This window comes from Streptomyces sp. G7(2002) (assembly GCF_028870195.1).
In the GTDB taxonomy this organism is placed as follows: Bacteria; Actinomycetota; Actinomycetes; order Streptomycetales; family Streptomycetaceae; genus Streptomyces; species Streptomyces nigrescens.
The window spans coordinates 5,145,391-5,161,650 of the sequence record NZ_CP102609.1 but is presented as its reverse complement, the minus strand read 5'-3'; the positions used below and the strand labels follow the sequence as shown (position 1 = coordinate 5,161,650).

Here is a 16,260-nt window from a genome sequence, read left to right as displayed (position 1 = left end):
TACCACTGCGCCCCCTGGATATGCCGGGAAAAAGTAATTACGAGCGCTTTATACTATGTCATACCTGCCCAAATGGATCACTCTGCCCGACTGGATTTCCCCACATCGATCACTGGGGGATGGTGTGCCATGGCGCTCGACCCGGCCCGGCCCGAGTCTGCTTCTTCACCCCCGGAGCCTCCCGAGCCCGCTCAGCCCTCCAAGCCCTCCGCTCCGTCCGAGCCGTCGTCCGAGCCGTCCGAGCCCACCGCGTCCGTCCAGCCCGTTCAGCCCGCCGCACCCCCGCCCGACGGACAGTGGGTACGGACGAGTGCGCTGCGGCCGCTGCTCGCGGCGATGAACGCGGTGCGCGACGGGGATTTCACCGCGCATGTGGAGAGCCTGCCGGACGGCGGCTCCACCGACGGTGTGCTGGCCGACATGGCCGGCGTCTTCAACCAGATCACCGCCCGCAACGCCCATCTCGCCTCCGAGCTGCAACGCGTCCGCAGCGAGATCATCCGGCAGGGCCGACTGGACGAGCGGATCTCCGCGAGCCCCGGCCAGGGGACCTGGACATCGAACATCGACGCGGCCAACACCGTGCTCGAAGCGCTGGTGGTACCGCTCGCCAAGGCCACCCGGGTGCTGGACGCGGTGGCCGACGGCGATCTGACCCAGCGGGTCGATCTGCACGACGGCAACCGCCAGCTCCGCGGCGATCTCCGCCGCCTGGGCAACGGCGTCAACCGCATGGTCGACCAGCTGTCCCTGTTCACCGGCGAGGTCACCCGCGTCGCCCGCGAGGTCGGCACCGAAGGCCGGCTGGGCGGCCGGGCCAAGGTCCAGGGGCTCTCCGGGGACTGGCTCCATGTGACCGAGGCCGTCAACACCATGGCGTCCCGGCTGACCGCGCAGGTGCGGGACATCGCCGTGGTCACCACCGCGGTGGCCACCGGCGACCTGACCCAGCAGGTGACGGTCGAGGCGACCGGTGAGCTGCTGGAGCTGAAGCTCACCGTCAACAAGATGGTGGACCAGCTGCGGGCGTTCGCCGACGAGGTCACCCGCGTCGCCCGCGAGGTCGGCACCGAAGGCCAGCTGGGCGGCCGGGCGCAGGTCAGAGGCGTCTCCGGGGTCTGGAAGGACCTCACCGACAACGTCAACTTCATGGCGTCCAACCTGACCTGGCAGGTCCGCAACATCGCCCAGGTGACCACGGCCGTGGCCAACGGCGACCTGAGCCAGAAGATCACCGTGGACGCCCGGGGCGAGATCCTCGAACTGAAGTCGACGATCAACACGATGGTCGACCAGCTTTCCGCCTTCGCCGACGAGGTCACCCGCGTCGCCCGCGAGGTCGGCACCGAAGGCCGGCTGGGTGGCCGGGCGCAGGTCAGAGGCGTCTCCGGGGTCTGGAAGGACCTCACCGAGAGCGTCAACTTCATGGCCGACAACCTGACGTCCCAGGTCCGCAACATCGCACTGGTCGCCACCGCCGTCGCGGAGGGCGACCTCGGCAAGACGATCACCGTCGAGGCCAAGGGCGAGATCCTGGAGCTGAAGTCGACGATCAACACGATGGTCGACCAGCTTTCCGCCTTCGCCGACGAGGTCACCCGCGTCGCCCGCGAGGTCGGCACCGAAGGGAACCTGGGCGGTCAGGCTCAGGTCAGGGACGTATCCGGGGTCTGGAAGGACCTCACCGACAACGTCAACTTCATGGCGCTCAACCTGACCTCACAGGTCCGCAACATCGCCCAGGTGACCACGGCCGTGGCCAACGGCGATCTGTCCAAGAAGATCGATGTCGACGCCCGCGGCGAGATCCTGGAGCTGAAGGAGACCGTCAACACGATGGTCCAGCAGCTGCGGGCCTTCGCGGACGAGGTCACCAGGGTCGCCCGCGAGGTCGGCACCGAGGGCCGGCTGGGCGGCCGGGCGCAGGTCCATGGCGTCTCCGGCGTCTGGAAGAACCTCACCGACAACGTCAACTTCATGGCGGACAACCTGACCTCCCAGGTCCGCAACATCGCCCAGGTCGCCACCGCCGTGGCCAAGGGCGATCTGTCCAAGAAGATCGACGTCGACGCCCGCGGCGAGATCCTGGAGCTGAAGACGACGATCAACACGATGGTCGACACCCTCTCCTCGTTCTCGTCCGAGGTGACCCGGGTGGCCCGCGAGGTCGGCAGCGAGGGCCAGCTCGGCGGTCAGGCCCGGGTCGAGGGCGTCTACGGCACCTGGAAGCGGCTGACCACCAGCGTCAACGAGCTGGCGCTGAACCTGACAACGCAGGTCCGGGCGATCGCCGAGGTGGCCAGCGCGGTCACCCAGGGCGATATGTCCGGCTCGATCACCGTGGACGCCCAGGGCGAGGTCGCCGCCCTGAAGAACAACGTCAACCTGATGGTCGCCAACCTCCGCGAGACCACCCGCGCCAAGGACTGGCTGGAGTCCAACCTGGCCCGTATCGCCAGCCTGATGCAGGGCCACCGCGACCTGGTCGAGGTCGCGGATCTGATCCTGCGCGAGCTGACCCCGCTGGTGAACGCGCAGTTCGGCGCGTTCTTCCTGGCCGAAGCGGGCGCCGAGCCGGGTGAGGGCCTGGAGCTGATCGCCGGTTACGGCACCGGCCAGCCCGAAGGCCGCCGTTCCCTGCCGCGGCTGCGGCTGGGCACCCCCGGCTGGGGCCTGATCACCCAGGCCGCCATGGAGAAGAAGCGCATCGTCGTCGAGGCCGTGCCGCCGGACTACATCACCATCAGCTCCGGACTCGGCGCCGCGGCCCCGGCCAGCATCGTCATCCTGCCGATCCTCTTCGAGGACCAGGTGCTGGGCGTCATCGAGCTGGCCTCGTTCAGCCGCTTCAGCGACGTCCACCTCGCCTTCATCGACCAGTTCGTGAACACCATCGGCGTCTCGATCAACACCATCATCGCCAACTCCCGAACGGAATCCCTGCTTTCGGAATCCCAGCGGCTGACCGCCGAGCTCCGTCAGCGCTCCGACGAACTCCAGCTGACGAACGCCGAGCTGGAGGAGAAGGCGGCCCTGCTCGCGACCTCCTCCCAGTACAAGTCGGAATTCCTGGCGAACATGTCGCACGAGCTGCGCACCCCGCTGAATTCCCTGCTGGTGCTCTCCCGGCTGCTCGCCGACAACCCCGACGGCCGGCTCTCCCCGCAGGAGGTGGAGTTCGCCGTCACCATCCACCGCGCGGGCTCCGACCTGCTCCAGCTCATCAACGACATCCTGGACCTGTCGAAGATCGAGGCCGGCCGGATGGACGTCCACCCCAAGACCCTGCCGCTGATCAAACTGCTCGACTACGTCCGCGCCACCTTCCGGCCCCTCACCGTCGACCGCGGCCTCACCTTCGACGTCACGGTCGGCGAAAACGTCCCCAAGGAACTCTTCTCCGACGAACAACGCCTCCAGCAGATCCTCCGCAACCTCCTGTCCAACGCGGTGAAGTTCACCTCCACCGGCGGGGTGGAACTCATCGTCCAGCGGGTACCGGGCACGGATTTCGAAGAGGAATCCCTCCGCACCGCCGACGATGTCATCGCCCTCTCCGTCAAGGACACCGGCATCGGCATCTCACCGGAGAAACTCGACGGCATCTTCGAGGCGTTCCAGCAGTCCGACGGCACCACCAACCGCAAATACGGCGGCACCGGCCTCGGCCTCTCCATCAGCCGCGATATGGCCGCACTGCTCGGCGGCCGGATCATCGCCGAGAGCGAGCCGGGCGTCGGCTCGACCTTCACCCTGTATGTGCCCGCGCGCTACACCGGCCCCTTCCCCGCACCGAGCCCGACCGCCGCCACCCGCCCCGCGGACAGCACCGCACAGTCCGGTCCCGTCCTGGCCGAACAGCTCACGGCCAAGCCCGCACCCCAGCAGAGCACACCGGCCGGTGACCTCTTCCCCGCCCCGGCGGAGCGGGAGCTGACCCCTGCCGCGGGCGAGCACTCCGCCGACGGCACCGCCGTCACCTGGCCCGAAACCACCCGCCTCAAGGACTGGCTCAGCGGACGCGCCGGCGAGGTGCTCGCCAAGCGCCGCATCCTCATCGTCGACGACGACATCCGCAATGTCTTCGCGCTCACACACGTATTGGGCCGGGTCGGCATCAGCGTGAAGTACGCCGAGAACGGCCGCGAGGGCCTGGAAGTGCTCGACCGGACACCCGATGTCTCGCTGGTACTGATGGACATCATGATGCCCGAAATGGATGGTTACGAGATGATCAAGGCGATCCGTCACGCACCTCGATTCGCGGAGCTGCCGGTCATCGCGCTCACCGCGAAGGCCATGCCGGGCGACCGCGAAAAGGCCATCGAGAGCGGGGCCAATGACTACATCCCCAAGCCGGTGGATGTGGACCGGCTGCTGACCGTGATCTGCCGCCTCCTCGACCCGGAGCACGCCGATTGCTCGCCGCACCCTGACCCCGAGAACCCCGACAACTCCCCTGCCGCCGACGGCAGCGGCGACCAGGACGACCAGGACGACCAGGGAACGACGGGGCAGGAATCATGACGACCACACCCGACACCTCATCCAGCATCCTCATCGTCGACGACATGGAGGAGAACCTGGTCGCGCTGGAGGCCGTTCTGGGCTCCCTCACCCAGAAAGTGGTCCGGGCGCGCTCCGGCGAAGAGGCCCTCAAGGCCATGCTCCGCGAGGAGTTCGCGGTGGTGCTCATCGATGTGCTGATGCCGGGCATGAACGGCTTCGAGACCGCCGCCAACATCAAGGGCCTCGACCAGACCAAGGACGTCCCGATCATTCTGCTCACCGGCGCCTCGGTCGACCCCAACTACGCCTACCGCGGCTACACGGTCGGCGCCGCCGATTTCCTCATCAAGCCCTTCGACCCCTGGCTGCTGCGCACCAAGGTGAACGTCTTCCTGGACCTGCACCGCAAGAACCGCCAGCTGGCCGCCCAGGCCGAGCAGTTGAAACGCCTGCTGACCTCGGACGAACGCCCTGGCGGCGAGGGTCCGCCGCCCGCCGCGACCACCGCCGCGACCACGGCCACGACCGGAACGGACACGGGCGCGCCCCCGGCCCCGCCCGTGGTGTCGGCTTCGGCTCCGGCCTCGCCCACGGCCCCCCAGGAGTTCCCGGATCCGCAGCACCGCCCGGAGCCGGGAGGGCAGGCCGGGCATCCGCCCATTCCCCCGGAGGGCCCCGGCGCCCCGGCGCCGTCCGAGCCGCTCCCACAGCCGGCGCCTCCCGCCGCGGGCGACGCGTCCCGCCTCGCGGAAATCGCCGGCCAGCTCGCCGAGGTGGAACTCCTCCTGCGTGACGCAAAAGGCTCCGACAAGGAGCGCCTTGCCGACCGCATCGCCGAATTGGAGGCGTCGGTGGGGAGGCTGATGGTGAGCCGGGGGACCTGAAACCCCCGTACCGCACAGCTGTGCCGACGGCGCCCGGTGGACACCGCCGACACAGCCTTTTCCCCTTTTCGGCCCGCCTCTTACTCGCCGCGCGCCAAGAAGGGACGAACAGTTCTCAGGATTCGGAATCGCCGACGCATGACGCCAAGAACGCTACGCCTCCGGACCTTCTTGGGCGCTCTTGTTCCGACTCCCCGGAACCTTGTCGACAGTAAAGGCGTAAATCCCTGCGAGGACGAATAGCGCCAGGTACTGAGCCCAGGTGACGTCATCGAGCACCCTGTTCACCGCGATCACGACGCCGGCCCAGAGAAGAGTGAATACGATCTTGGCCATCAGGATTCCCTAAACCTTTAGGCGAGCGACGAGAGGCAGCCGGTGGCTCCGGCCACAACCGTCTTCTTCGCGATGTCCGAGGCCACGTCCTTGCTGACGTACCGGCCGACGACCAGCGCACCAGCCCCGCCGATCGCGCCCTTGATCAGGCAGTCCTTCACCATCTTCCGCATCTTGGTGTGGTTCATGAGGTAGGCGCAGTCGTCCTTGCTCTTGGACATGATGCACATCGAACGGGCTTCTTCGATGGGGTGCACCATGCTCGACCGAACCGCGGGCCGCGGATTCGAGTCGGCGTGGGCCACGCCGGTGCCACTGGCGAGGACGATGCCTCCCAGCATGACGGCCGACATCGCACCTGAGACAAGGCTCTTCATTGAATTTCCCCGATTCAACTTCTTTATTCAGAGCGGGTATGGGTCAGATACCGCGCTCTCTTTGCCACCAAGAACGTACTTGCCGGTATGCGCCTCGGGAAACCCAGTTGAGCGGATCTTGAGCTTGACGATTTTGTGAAACTCGCATGCGGCAGTTGATGTTCGCCTTTCGGCGGACTGATACTCAATGTCCAAATATCTGCGGCCGCGGGAAAGTTGCGAAGCGCGGGGTGGGGCGCCGCCCCCGGGGACGGTCATTCCCTGCCGTGCGCACCATCCGGCGACGCCCCGCTTCACGACTACGACCGTCCGCCGAACTGCCAGCGGTGCACATCGATGTCGGCGTACCGGTCCGGGGTGAGGACGGCGCGTGCCGTGTCCGCGTCCGGCGCCCGCACCAGCGCCGCCGTACCCAGCCAGGCGGCCCCGTCGTCCGACAGCAGCGGCCCGTACGCGATCAACTCGTCCTGGGCGGGCATGGGCGGTACGACGAGGTCAACGGGCTGCCCGGCACCCAGGCCGAGCACCAGATACCGGTTCCCCTCGTCCGGGCCGCCGGGGAAATCCCACATGGTGCGCCCCAGCAGGTTGCGCCACCGACGCAGCATCACCTCGCGGTACACACCCGCCTGATAGCCGGGCTCGTCGAAGGCGAACGCGCGGGCGGCGGCGGCATCCGGAAGGTCGACGATGTGCACACTGCCGGTGGGCACCTCACCGTCGCCGGTGAGGGTCGGGCCGCGGGCGATCATCTCCGCCGCGTACCCGTCCATGTAGGACCAGTGCTCTTCCAGCAGCTCGTCACGGAGCGCCAGGGAGTCGGACCGGTCGCGGTGGTAACAGAAGAATTCCATGCCCGCAGTCTTCATCAACACCCCGCGCACCTCGCCGCCAACGGCACACCCGCTGCGTTGAGTTGGCCCTGGGTGACCGTGACCGTGAGCTCCACCCTCCCTACCCTGGCCACATGACTGAGACGCACACCTACGACGTAGCGGTCGAATGGACCGGCAACCTCGGCACGGGCACGGATACCTACCGGTCCTTCAGCCGCGACCATGAAATCCTCGCGACGGGAACCGGAAAGACACCGATCGCCGCTTCCTCCGATCCGGCCTTCCGCGGCGACGCCTCCCGCTGGAATCCCGAGGAACTGCTCGTGGCCTCGGTCGCGCAGTGCCACATGCTCTGGTACCTCCACCTCTGCGCCGCCGGCGGAGTGACCGTCGTCGACTACGAGGACCGCGCCCACGGGGTCATGACCATGGACGCGCACGGCGGCGGAGGACAGATCACCGAGGTCGTACTGCGCCCCGAGGTGACCGTCGCCGAGCCGTCGATGGTGGACACGGCTCGCGCCCTGCACGGCGACGTGCACGCGGTGTGCTTCATCGCCCGCTCGGTGAACTTCCCCATCCTGCACGAGCCGGTCATCCGGGTCCAGTAGCTCCAGTAGGTCCAGCAAGGGATCTCTCCGCTGCCGCCGACCGGCGACAGTCGCGGCAGCGGCCCGGGGCCGGGGCGCGGAAGGCGCGGTCGCAGCCGTCGCAGGTCTGGAGCGGCGGTGGGACCGGGGCCCCGGGCGCGGCAGGCGGCGCCGTGGGGAGGGGTGGGGGCAAGGATTCCGTGAGGCGGTGGGCGAGCAGGGCCGCCGGGTGGCGCAGGGTCGGTGGCAGGCCGGTGGTCAGGGCGCTGCGTACGGCGTCCGGTGCGGCCCCGCGTTCCAGCCAGGCGGCGACGGACGGGGTGAGGCGCTGGATGTCCCGTACGGAGAGCAGCAGTCGGGGATCGTCCCGCCGGAGGTTCGCGAGGAGGGCTACGGCCGGGGTGTGGTGAGCGCGGGTGCGGGGCTCGGGCGGTGGCGGCGCGGGCTCGGCTCGTACGCGGGGAGCCTCGGTTCGTACCGGGCGAGGGCTGGTTCGTACGCGGGGAGGGTTCGGGGGCGGAGTGGGTGTACGGGCCGGAGTGGGTGTACGGGCCGGAGTGGGAGTGCGGGCCGGGGTGGGGGTGCGGGCCGGGTCCGGCGAAGGGCAGGGCGGTGCGACGGCGGTGCGGCGTTTGGCCTGCTCGGCGGCCTCGCGGGCGCGGCGGGCGCGGGTGGCCTGCGGGTTGTTGTACGAGAGCGTGAGCGTGACCACCCGCCCGTCGTCCGTACGCCGCCGGACCCGTTCGAGATAGCCGTACGCCTCCAACTCCCGTAAGGCGGCAGCGATCCGGTCCCGCCCCTCGGGGAACCGCCTGGCGAGCGTACGGATGTCGACCGGCGCGCCCTCGGGCAGCGACTGGATGTGGGCGGCGAGCCCGATCGCCAGGCCCGACAGCGAACGATGCTGGGTGAGGTGGTTGCCGACGATCGTGTAGCCGGGGTCTTGGAATTCGGTGACCTGGCGGACGCCGGACGGGGACTGGCCCGGGGATCGGCGAATCTCGTACCGGTCGCGCGCAAGCGCATTAGGCTTCTCTTCAGCCATCAGGAAGGTCTCGTCTTCCTCGTTGGTCAGGCCCTCGATCGGGATGCCAGTCCCGGCCGGGGGCCGTCGTTTGTGTGCGGGTTTTCGGGGGTGTTGTTGCCGAGCGTGCACGGGCGGGGGCTGCGGAAGCGAGTCTTCCGGTCGGGGATCACCCGCGTGAGTGACGACGCGGCCCGTCGGGGTCGGTTGGGCTGGGTGGGGTCGGTTTCTGTACCTGGGGTTATGAGGTCTTTTACGGGCCGAAACCCCGGCGCGCGGTGCACCGGCGTCCGGCTTTCCGGCCGCCGGTTGACGGGCGTCCGGCCGCCCCATCAGCCCCACATCGGCAGGTCGAATTCCGCCCACACCGTCTTGCAGGGGAACGGGCCCCGACAGGTACCCCAGCGGTCGGCGAGGGCGTCGACCACCACCAGGCCGTGGCCCGAGTCCCGTACGCCCTGGACGTGCCGGGCCGGAAGCCGGTCGCCACGTGCATCCGTCACCTCGATACGGAGCGTGTCCGCGTCAGACAGCACGGCGAGACGGAAGTCCCGGCCCGGTACACGCCCGTGCGTGGCGGCGTTCGTGGCCAACTCGGCGATGACATGAGCCGGGGACTCGAACGGCAGGCCCCAGGACCGCAGCTCCTCTGTCGCCAGCAGTCGCGCCAGACGGGCGCCCCGGCGGGTGGCGGACAGCTGGACCTTGAACTGGAGCTTGTACTCGGCGATTTCCTGATTCATGTCACTCAGCGTGGTCGTGCGTGCTTACGCTGAATAGTGATGACGCCAGTACTCATGGTGATGTCCACGGGTTGTCCAGAGGCGTCCCCGCTGTCCAGGAGGTGGAACTGGATGAATGTTGACGGTGCGGACGAGACAGGCTGGGAGCTCGATCCGGAAAACGATGCACAGGCCGCTGTTGAAGCGGTCGGGCGCCAGCTCAAAATGTGGCGGGAGGCGGCGGGGATGCGTCCGGCTGAGTTCGGGGCGGCCGTCGGGTACGGGGAGAACCTGATCTACAAGATCGAGCGTGGCGTGCGTATTCCCCGTCCGGAGTTCCTCGACAAGGCCGATGAAGTCTTGGGCGCGGGCGGGAAGATCGCCGCAATGAAGAAGGACGTGGAGCAGGCCCGGTACCCGAAGAAGGTGCGGGACCTGACGCGGTGGGAGGCCGAGGCGGTCGAACTAGGCGCGTATGGCAGCCACAACCTGCATGGGTTGTTGCAGACCAAGGAGTACGCGCGGGCGCTGTTCGAGATGCGACGGCCCGCCTGGTCGCAGGACAAAGTGGACCGCGAGGTGGCCGCACGAGTAACCCGGCGGTCGATCTTCGACCGCACGCCCGCTCCTGCCCTCACATTCGTCCAGGAAGAGGTGACGCTGCGCCGCCCTCTCGGAGGCACAATGGTCCTGCGTCGGCAGCTCGAACGCCTGTTGGAGGTGGGCCAGTTGCGGAACGTCGAGATCCAGGTGATGCCGACGAACCGCGAAGACCATGCAGGAATGGGCGGCAGGATCCAGTTGCTGAAGTTCGGGGACGGCTCGGTGGTAGGCCACTCCGAGGGTCAGTTCGGCAGTCGTCCGGTCTCCCACCCGAAGGAGATCCAGGTCCTTGAGCTGCGTTATAGCACCATCCGGGCCCAGGCTCTCACGCCACGGGAGTCACTGGCCTTCATCGAGAAATTGCTGGGAGAGACATGACCCTGAAGCCCTCCGCCGGGACCGGCACCGAGCTGTCATGGTTCAAGAGCAGCTACAGCGGCGACAGCGACAGCAACGAGTGCCTCGAAGTCGCCTGGCAGAAGAGCAGCTACAGCAACAGCAACGAACGTGACGACTGCCTCGAAGTCGCCCCCACTCCCTCCACCATCCACATCCGCGACTCCAAGAACCCCGACGGGCCGCAGCTGCACCTCCGGCCGTCCGCCTGGGCCGACTTCGTCGCGTACGCCGCCGCCGAGGGCTGAGTCAGGAGAGGGTCTCGGGCGCCTTGGTCCTCGACCCTCCCGCGTCGCCCGTATTGGGCGTACCGACCGGTTCGAAGAGCAGGATGGCGGTCTCCTCGTCCGCCACCGGGCAGTGCTCGACGCCCTGCGGGACCACGTACAGCTCGCCGGGTCCGAGCGTCACGTCGCCGTCCCTGAGCTGGAGGGTGAGCCGGCCGCTGATGACCAGGAACAGTTCGTCGGTGTCGTCGTGCTTGTGCCAGACGAATTCGCCCTTCAGCTTGGCGAGTTTGACCTCGTAGTCGTTGAGTTGGGCGATCTTCTTCTGCGACCACAGGTCACTGAACTGCGCGAGCTTGTCGGCGATATTGACGGGAACGGGAGAATTGTTCATGCCTTGAGACTGCCGTGCCCGGCATCCGGCGGTCTTGTACGTTCCTGGCATGACAGACGGCCCGCCCCGTACGACGATCAGCGCCTGGCGCCCGACCGTGCCGGGAATCGCCGAGGTCTTCCACGCGCACTTCACCGAGCACGCGTATCCGTCCCACACCCATGACACCTGGGCCCTGATGATCCTCAATGACGGGGCGGTCGACTTCGCCTGTGACCGCCACCGTCATGGCGCGGCCGGCAGCGGCACGGTCGTACTGCTGCCGCCCGGTGTCGCCCACGACGGCAGGACGGTCACCGCGGCCGGGTTCCGCAAGCGCGTGCTCTACCTCGACGCGACCGTGCTTCCCGAGGAACTGACCGGGCGGGCGGTGGACGGCCCGGTCTTCGGCGACGAGCTGCTGCGCCATCGCATCCACCAGTTGCACACGTCCCTGGGCCACCGGGACGAGGGGCACACAGCCGCTGTGCACACGGGTGAGGCGTTCGAAGCCGAATCCCGGCTGTCCTTCATCCGGGAGCGGCTGCTCTTCCACCTGGCCGCGCTCCAGCCGCCGCGTACGCCGGGCCGGGAGGCGAACCGGCTGGCCGCCGCACTGCGGGATCTCCTGGACTCCCGTCTGCCGACCGGTATCTCACTGCAGGAGGCGGCCGCCGTCCTGCACGCCCACCCCACACATCTGATCCGCTGCTTCAAGCAGACCTACGGCCTGCCGCCGCACACCTACCTGACCGGAAAGCGCATCGAGCGGGCCCGTGGACTCCTGCTCGACGGTCGGCGTCCGGCGGAGGTCGCGGCCACCGTGGGCTTCCACGACCAAGCCCATCTGCACCGCCACTTCACCCGGCACGTGGGCACCACCCCGTCGCGCTACGCGGCCACGCGACGGCGCCCCTGACCAGCGTCAATCGGCCCCGCCCCTGGCGTTCACACCGCGGAGTCCCGCGACCAGCGCTAGTCGCGGGGGTCCGACTCTTCCCTTGTGCTCTTGGCGTCGGACCGCTCGAACCGGGCCGACCCGTCAGCCACGTAGGGGCGTCGCCTCAGCGCCAGCTGACAGCGGTGAGGTTGGGGTTCTCCTGCCCCGGGCTGAGGGTCACCTTCGCGCCACCGCACTTCTCGTGGTCGTAGAACGAGTAGACCTCGCCGGTGTGGTTGACGACCGACTTGGCGATGTTCGGGGTCGCACCACATATCGGCATGTTCGCCGGGTTGACGTTCGACGGGGTCCCGCGGAAGTCGGGCTCGGGGAAGAAGCACACATTGTCGACCGGGCAGGCGGCCTTGGCCCGTGCCTCGCTCGGGGCCGCGTCGCCGGACGACGCCTGAGCGCTGGTCGCGAGGCCAAGGGTCAGCACGCTGGCGGCCGCGGCGGACAGTACGGCACCGGTCCGCAGACGACGGTTGCGCATTGCTTTCTCCTTCTGTCGTGTGGACTGTCACCCGGCACACGAATCCCGGAGCGCTCCCGTATGACGGCGGATCATGTGGCCTGCGTCACCCTTGGGTGGCCGAGGTGGCAGACACCGGCGACGAGGCGCCTCGTCCGCGACGAAGACGCCTCACACCACACGGGTCGGTGCCCGGCCCTCAGCTCAGGGACACATGGTGGCGGGTCCCCGGACCGTCACCGTCAGGGGAAATCCGCAGCCTGTGCCGTGCCACTCCCGGGCGGCCGGCGGCCACGTACCCCTCGTACGCATGGACCACCTCGTCCCACAGCCTCCTGGGGCCGTACTGAGCGACCGCGAACGTCGACAGCTGCCGGCCGTCGTAGTCCACTGCGGCCCAACTCGTCGCCTCGTCATCGGCCAGCCACAGCCGCGTATGCGCCGCTTCCACCTCGGTGTCCCACGCGTGCCACGTCCCCGGCACCCGGAGGCCGATGTGCAGCTGCGCATCGAGGTCCGTCCCGGCAACCGACCAGGGGGACAGCTCCGTGACCGACAGAGCGGGATTCTGGCCGTCACGCAGTACGTCGCGGTGCAGCTCGACATCGACCCGCTGGGCCCGCATCAGCATGAACGCCCCGTAGGGAGCGAGCACACCCTCGGCGGTCCCGTCCGCCTGCTTCGTGGCGATGAGCGTCCCGAAGTTGCACCAGGGGGTGTCCAACGGGATGACGAGGAGACCGCCGGTCACGGTCTGCTCCAGCCAAGGGAGCGGCACGGTGCGGACGGAGCAGGTGGCGATGATCCGGTCGTAGGGAGCGTTCGGCCGCCAGCCGCCCGCGCCGTCCGCACACACCACGTCCGGCTGCTGCCCACTGGCCTGCAGCGCCCGCCGTGCGCGGCTCGTCAGCCCGGGGTCGACATCGAGAGAGGTCACGTTCCCCGCGCCGCAGAGGAAGGCGAGCAAGGCCGCGTTGAACCCGGTGCCAGTACCGATCTCCAGCACCGAGTGCTCCGCCCGCGCGTCGAGCGCCATCAGCATCCGGACGACCACGCTGGGCATCGACGCGGAGGAGGACGGGACACGGTCGCCGTCGGGCCCCTCGGTGAACTGGGTGACGAGAGGGGCGTCGCGGTATGCGGCGCGCCACCAGCGGTCGGGGTCGCTCTCCCGGTCACACGGCTCGTAGCCGCCGTTCCCGTCGCGCAACCACAGCGTGGGCGGCAGGAAAAGGTGGCGGGGTACGGCGTCCAGGGCAGCGCGCAGGTGAGCGGGGACGGGGAAGCCGAGCTGCTCGGCGATCTGGTCCAGCAGATCGCCGATGGCTTCGTCCGGCACCGGGGACGAGGTCAACGAGCCTGCTCGGGCTTCGGCGGTGGAGTCGGCTCAGGCTCGGGTGGGATCGGCCGCCCCGGCTGCTGTCCGTCATCTCCAATCGGGCTGCGATGCTTGCCCACTTCGCCCTCCTTCGTCTGTCAGTGCAGAGCTACGGAGAGCGTAGGGCCGGCCGGAGAAGTACGGGGAGGGCGCATTTTGCCGGGCGCACTCCGTCGGGCCGTACTACGCGTCCGGATCAGGACGAAAGCATCGCCAGTTCCGGGTCTTCCCGGAGTTTGGCCAGGGCGCGGGAGACGGCGCTCTTGACCGTGCCGATCGAGACCTCCATGACCTCGGCGGTCTGGGCCTCGCTCAGGTCCTCGTAATACCTGAGGACGACCATGGCCCGCTGGCGGGCGGGCAGTCGCATCACCGCGCGCCACATCGCGTCGCGCAGTCCCTGGAGTTCGGCCGGGTCGGGACCCGGCAGCGGGTCCGGCTCCGGCATCTCGTCGACGGCGAATTCCTCGACCTTGCGCTTGCGCCACTGGGAGGTGCGGGTGTTGATCAGAGCGCGTCGGACATAGCCGTCCAGGGCGCGGTGGTCCTCGATACGGTCCCAGGCCACATAGGTCTTGGTCAGCGCCGTCTGGAGGAGGTCCTCGGCGTCGTTCGGGTTGGGTGACAGCGACCGCGCGGTGCGCAGCAGGACCGGCCCCCGGGCCCGTACATAGGACGAGAACGTCGGGAACACAGCGGCGGTCGAAGCGCTGGTGCACACAGGCGTGGTCATGGGCACCACGCTAAGAGCGAGGGTGGGGTAAAGGGATCGCCCCCAGGTGCCGAAGCCCTATCCGCCTCAAGTTGTACGGGTGGGGCCTGCCTCACCTCCTCAGGGGGGACTCCGGGTGACAGGGGACAAAGGCGAACGCGGCCTGCGGCGGATGACCTTCCGTCGGGCTGCCCCGCCTCAGCCCTCGGCCCAGGCCGCCTCTTCCTCCCGCGCGGTGTCATACGCCTGACGTGCGGCGATGACCTGCGGAAGGTGGGACTGCGACCAGCCGTGGAGGGTCTGGAAGACCGGGACCAGGGTGCGGCCCAGATCGCTGATCTCGTACTCCACCCTGGGCGGGATCTCCGCGTGGTAGGTGCGGACCACCAGTCCGTCGCGCTCCAGCTGACGCAGTCGCTGGGTGAGGACCTTAGGGGTGATGGACGGCACCAGTCGCTGCAACTCATTGAAGCGCAGCCGTCCGTGGTGTTCGAGCACCCACACGATCGGTGTGGTCCAGCGGCTGAACAGCAGGTCAACCACCGGATTGATCGGACACGGCTGCTCGTTCGGCCCCGTCATGATCCCTCCTGATCCGCCCGGCCCGCCATGGGCGCAGGGCACTTTCCTGAAGGTAACCACTATACCGAGGAAAGTAGCGTGGAGGGAGAGCGAGCCGGTACCGGCCGGACCGCCGCACGACCGCCGCCTGAGGCTTAGGCGCGCGACGCCCTACGAAGGAGCAGCACCATGACTCTCCGGAGCAGCACCATGACTCTCCCGGCACTCCCCGAGCGGGCAGGCGACCGGCCCGAGACGGGGCCCGAGGTCCCGCACCTCCAGTTCACCCAGACCAGCCCGCCCCGGATCAGGGAAGAACTGCGGCGGTGGATGGCCGCCAGGCTGCCGCACATCATCACGGGCCGCAGCGAGATCTCCGCCCCGAGCAGCTGGGCGGTGTTCCTCGACGGTGTCGCACCGGCCGAGGGGGCCCGTCTCCTGCCGCCGCGAGGCGACGCGGAGTTCGCGCATCTGCATGCCGACGGCAGTCTGCACCTGGCCCTGGACCCGGCCGACCACGCCGCCTTCCTCGCCTCCGGGTGGGGCGAGCGGCACCCGCTCTCCCACCTCGGCATCAACGTCGTCATGCTCTACGCCCCGCGCGACGAGGCGGAGCTGGCGGTGGCCAAGAAGGTCATCGGCGCCTCCTACCGCTATGCGACCGGTCATGAACCGGCCGCCACTGCCGCGGTTTGACACCGGCAGCGGCAGCGGCGGCACCGGCGCGGGCGCGGGCGCCGGACCAGTCCTCACCCACCCAGGCCGCACCTCCTCAACTCCCTTGAAAGGAAAGGCTTTACCGATGTCCAGCAACTCCACCGAACGCGCCTCCCATAGCGGGCAGGGCACCAAGACCCGGGCGACGGCCGGAAAGGTGCTGCTCACTGTGGTCGCGGTCTTCACCGGGATCTCGCCGTATGTCGCCGACTGGAACGAAACCCACGTACTGAATCCGCTCTGGCCCCCGCACGCCAAGTTCCACAACGGCCAGACAATGGCGATGGGCACCCTGCTCGCCGTGGCCACCCTGTTCTTCGTGTGGCGCCGGCGCGGTGACGCCCGCTCCCACCTCTACGCCGCCACCGGATTCGCCGGTCTCTACTGGGTCAGCCAGGCAGCGGCCATCCTCTACCCCGGGGCGGCGTACTTCGACCACCCCTTCGACACACCGGACATGCACGTCATGGGGCTGCCCGTGCAGGCCGTCATCGAGATCGTCATGCTCGGCCTCATCGCGGCCGCGGTGGCGCTGAGCCGCCCGGCGCTGCCTCCCGGCCGTCCGGGGCTGACGCAGGGCCGTCCGGAAGACGGATGACGACG

18 protein-coding genes are annotated in these 16,260 nt (G+C 68.7%); 8 read left to right on the top strand and 10 right to left on the bottom strand.

Annotated features, from left to right (window positions below; all coding sequences use genetic code 11):
* The first annotated feature begins 336 nt into the window (after positions 1 to 336).
* Positions 337 to 4,527, top strand: a complete 4,191-nt coding sequence (locus NUT86_RS21790) for a HAMP domain-containing protein (protein ID WP_381279878.1) — start codon at positions 337 to 339, stop codon at positions 4,525 to 4,527.
* Positions 4,524 to 5,393, top strand: a complete 870-nt coding sequence (locus NUT86_RS40670; RefSeq protein WP_018093489.1) for a response regulator — start codon at positions 4,524 to 4,526, stop codon at positions 5,391 to 5,393. The genes NUT86_RS21790 and NUT86_RS40670 overlap by 4 nt, the downstream gene beginning before the upstream one ends.
* Positions 5,394 to 5,546: 153 nt before the next feature.
* Here the strand turns inward: NUT86_RS40670 and NUT86_RS21780 are convergent, their stop codons facing one another.
* From NUT86_RS21780 to NUT86_RS21770, 3 genes are all read right to left on the bottom strand, one after another.
* Positions 5,547 to 5,729: a hypothetical protein gene (locus tag NUT86_RS21780; protein WP_018093488.1), complete on the bottom strand. Its 183-nt coding sequence runs from the start codon at positions 5,727 to 5,729 to the stop codon at positions 5,547 to 5,549.
* Positions 5,730 to 5,746: 17 nt separating this feature from the next.
* Positions 5,747 to 5,950, bottom strand: a complete 204-nt coding sequence (locus NUT86_RS21775) for a hypothetical protein (RefSeq protein WP_141725591.1) — start codon at positions 5,948 to 5,950, stop codon at positions 5,747 to 5,749.
* 455 nt (positions 5,951 to 6,405) lie between these two features.
* Positions 6,406 to 6,960, bottom strand: a complete 555-nt coding sequence (locus NUT86_RS21770; RefSeq protein ID WP_018093486.1) for a YciI family protein — start codon at positions 6,958 to 6,960, stop codon at positions 6,406 to 6,408.
* Between the two features lie 113 nt (positions 6,961 to 7,073).
* On the opposite strand from NUT86_RS21770, the gene NUT86_RS21765 reads away from it, so the two are divergent.
* Positions 7,074 to 7,553 carry an OsmC family protein gene (locus NUT86_RS21765; RefSeq protein ID WP_274737173.1) on the top strand — a complete coding sequence of 160 codons (480 nt, stop codon included), beginning with the start codon at positions 7,074 to 7,076 and terminating at the stop codon, positions 7,551 to 7,553.
* On the opposite strand, the gene NUT86_RS21760 is transcribed toward NUT86_RS21765, so the two are convergent.
* Both NUT86_RS21760 and NUT86_RS21755 read right to left on the bottom strand, forming a co-directional pair.
* The gene (locus tag NUT86_RS21760; protein ID WP_274737172.1) at positions 7,537 to 8,577 is read right to left on the bottom strand and encodes a helix-turn-helix domain-containing protein; all 1,041 of its coding nucleotides are present in this window, start codon (positions 8,575 to 8,577) and stop codon (positions 7,537 to 7,539) included. The genes NUT86_RS21765 and NUT86_RS21760 overlap by 17 nt on opposite strands.
* Positions 8,578 to 8,888: 311 nt before the next feature.
* Positions 8,889 to 9,299 carry an ATP-binding protein gene (locus tag NUT86_RS21755; RefSeq protein WP_159487262.1) on the bottom strand — a complete coding sequence of 137 codons (411 nt, stop codon included), beginning with the start codon at positions 9,297 to 9,299 and terminating at the stop codon, positions 8,889 to 8,891.
* A 111-nt stretch (positions 9,300 to 9,410) separates the two neighbouring features.
* Between NUT86_RS21755 and NUT86_RS21750 the strand changes: the two genes are divergently transcribed.
* Together NUT86_RS21750 and NUT86_RS21745 are read left to right on the top strand one after the other, a co-directional pair.
* Complete coding sequence (locus NUT86_RS21750; RefSeq protein WP_274737170.1) at positions 9,411 to 10,259, top strand: helix-turn-helix domain-containing protein; 849 nt, start codon at positions 9,411 to 9,413, stop codon at positions 10,257 to 10,259.
* Positions 10,256 to 10,525, top strand: coding sequence for a DUF397 domain-containing protein (locus NUT86_RS21745; RefSeq protein WP_274737168.1), 270 nt, complete (start codon positions 10,256 to 10,258; stop codon positions 10,523 to 10,525). The genes NUT86_RS21750 and NUT86_RS21745 overlap by 4 nt, the downstream gene beginning before the upstream one ends.
* A 1-nt stretch (position 10,526) precedes the next feature.
* On the opposite strand, the gene NUT86_RS21740 is transcribed toward NUT86_RS21745, so the two are convergent.
* Positions 10,527 to 10,898 carry a cupin domain-containing protein gene (locus NUT86_RS21740; protein WP_274737166.1) on the bottom strand — a complete coding sequence of 124 codons (372 nt, stop codon included), beginning with the start codon at positions 10,896 to 10,898 and terminating at the stop codon, positions 10,527 to 10,529.
* 49 nt (positions 10,899 to 10,947) lie between these two features.
* Between NUT86_RS21740 and NUT86_RS21735 the strand changes: the two genes are divergently transcribed.
* The gene (locus NUT86_RS21735; RefSeq protein ID WP_274737164.1) at positions 10,948 to 11,796 is read left to right on the top strand and encodes a helix-turn-helix domain-containing protein; all 849 of its coding nucleotides are present in this window, start codon (positions 10,948 to 10,950) and stop codon (positions 11,794 to 11,796) included.
* A gap of 145 nt (positions 11,797 to 11,941) precedes the next feature.
* Here NUT86_RS21735 and NUT86_RS21730 read toward each other — a convergent pair whose 3' ends face one another.
* The 4 genes from NUT86_RS21730 to NUT86_RS21715 all read right to left on the bottom strand — a co-directional run bounded on the left by NUT86_RS21730 (position 11,942) and on the right by NUT86_RS21715 (position 14,961).
* On the bottom strand, positions 11,942 to 12,310 hold the full coding sequence (locus tag NUT86_RS21730; protein ID WP_018093478.1) for a peptidase inhibitor family I36 protein: 369 nt from the start codon (positions 12,308 to 12,310) through the stop codon (positions 11,942 to 11,944).
* Positions 12,311 to 12,488: 178 nt separating this feature from the next.
* Positions 12,489 to 13,643 carry a methyltransferase domain-containing protein gene (locus NUT86_RS21725; RefSeq protein WP_274737162.1) on the bottom strand — a complete coding sequence of 385 codons (1,155 nt, stop codon included), beginning with the start codon at positions 13,641 to 13,643 and terminating at the stop codon, positions 12,489 to 12,491.
* Positions 13,644 to 13,863: 220 nt separating this feature from the next.
* Positions 13,864 to 14,400, bottom strand: a complete 537-nt coding sequence (locus tag NUT86_RS21720; protein ID WP_026170340.1) for a SigE family RNA polymerase sigma factor — start codon at positions 14,398 to 14,400, stop codon at positions 13,864 to 13,866.
* 177 nt (positions 14,401 to 14,577) lie between these two features.
* A complete protein-coding gene (locus tag NUT86_RS21715; protein WP_159487268.1) occupies positions 14,578 to 14,961 on the bottom strand; it encodes a winged helix-turn-helix transcriptional regulator in 384 nt (127 codons plus the stop codon).
* Between the two features lie 168 nt (positions 14,962 to 15,129).
* On the opposite strand from NUT86_RS21715, the gene NUT86_RS21710 reads away from it, so the two are divergent.
* Positions 15,130 to 15,636: a luciferase domain-containing protein gene (locus NUT86_RS21710; protein WP_274737159.1), complete on the top strand. Its 507-nt coding sequence runs from the start codon at positions 15,130 to 15,132 to the stop codon at positions 15,634 to 15,636.
* Between the two features lie 106 nt (positions 15,637 to 15,742).
* The gene (locus NUT86_RS21705) at positions 15,743 to 16,255 is read left to right on the top strand and encodes a DUF6640 family protein (protein ID WP_274737157.1); all 513 of its coding nucleotides are present in this window, start codon (positions 15,743 to 15,745) and stop codon (positions 16,253 to 16,255) included.
* Positions 16,256 to 16,260 lie beyond the last annotated feature (5 nt).

Bases quoted from the DNA above. Each gene is read 5' to 3' on its own strand.
- NUT86_RS21775 (WP_141725591.1), bottom strand. From the start codon at position 5,950: ATGTCCAAGAGCAAGGACGACTGCGCCTACCTCATGAACCACACCAAG.
- NUT86_RS21730 (WP_018093478.1), bottom strand. From the start codon at position 12,310: ATGCGCAACCGTCGTCTGCGGACCGGTGCCGTACTGTCCGCCGCGGCC.
- NUT86_RS21745 (WP_274737168.1), top strand. From the start codon at position 10,256: ATGACCCTGAAGCCCTCCGCCGGGACCGGCACCGAGCTGTCATGGTTC.
- NUT86_RS21735 (WP_274737164.1), top strand. From the start codon at position 10,948: ATGACAGACGGCCCGCCCCGTACGACGATCAGCGCCTGGCGCCCGACC.
- NUT86_RS21710 (WP_274737159.1), top strand. From the start codon at position 15,130: ATGACTCTCCGGAGCAGCACCATGACTCTCCCGGCACTCCCCGAGCGG.
- NUT86_RS40670 (WP_018093489.1), top strand. From the start codon at position 4,524: ATGACGACCACACCCGACACCTCATCCAGCATCCTCATCGTCGACGAC.
- NUT86_RS21740 (WP_274737166.1), bottom strand. From the start codon at position 10,898: ATGAACAATTCTCCCGTTCCCGTCAATATCGCCGACAAGCTCGCGCAG.
- NUT86_RS21720 (WP_026170340.1), bottom strand. From the start codon at position 14,400: ATGACCACGCCTGTGTGCACCAGCGCTTCGACCGCCGCTGTGTTCCCG.
- NUT86_RS21765 (WP_274737173.1), top strand. From the start codon at position 7,074: ATGACTGAGACGCACACCTACGACGTAGCGGTCGAATGGACCGGCAAC.
- NUT86_RS21705 (WP_274737157.1), top strand. From the start codon at position 15,743: ATGTCCAGCAACTCCACCGAACGCGCCTCCCATAGCGGGCAGGGCACC.
- NUT86_RS21780 (WP_018093488.1), bottom strand. From the start codon at position 5,729: ATGGCCAAGATCGTATTCACTCTTCTCTGGGCCGGCGTCGTGATCGCG.
- NUT86_RS21790 (WP_381279878.1), top strand. From the start codon at position 337: ATGAACGCGGTGCGCGACGGGGATTTCACCGCGCATGTGGAGAGCCTG.
- NUT86_RS21760 (WP_274737172.1), bottom strand. From the start codon at position 8,577: ATGGCTGAAGAGAAGCCTAATGCGCTTGCGCGCGACCGGTACGAGATT.
- NUT86_RS21770 (WP_018093486.1), bottom strand. From the start codon at position 6,960: ATGGAATTCTTCTGTTACCACCGCGACCGGTCCGACTCCCTGGCGCTC.
- NUT86_RS21715 (WP_159487268.1), bottom strand. From the start codon at position 14,961: ATGACGGGGCCGAACGAGCAGCCGTGTCCGATCAATCCGGTGGTTGAC.
- NUT86_RS21755 (WP_159487262.1), bottom strand. From the start codon at position 9,299: ATGAATCAGGAAATCGCCGAGTACAAGCTCCAGTTCAAGGTCCAGCTG.
- NUT86_RS21750 (WP_274737170.1), top strand. From the start codon at position 9,411: ATGAATGTTGACGGTGCGGACGAGACAGGCTGGGAGCTCGATCCGGAA.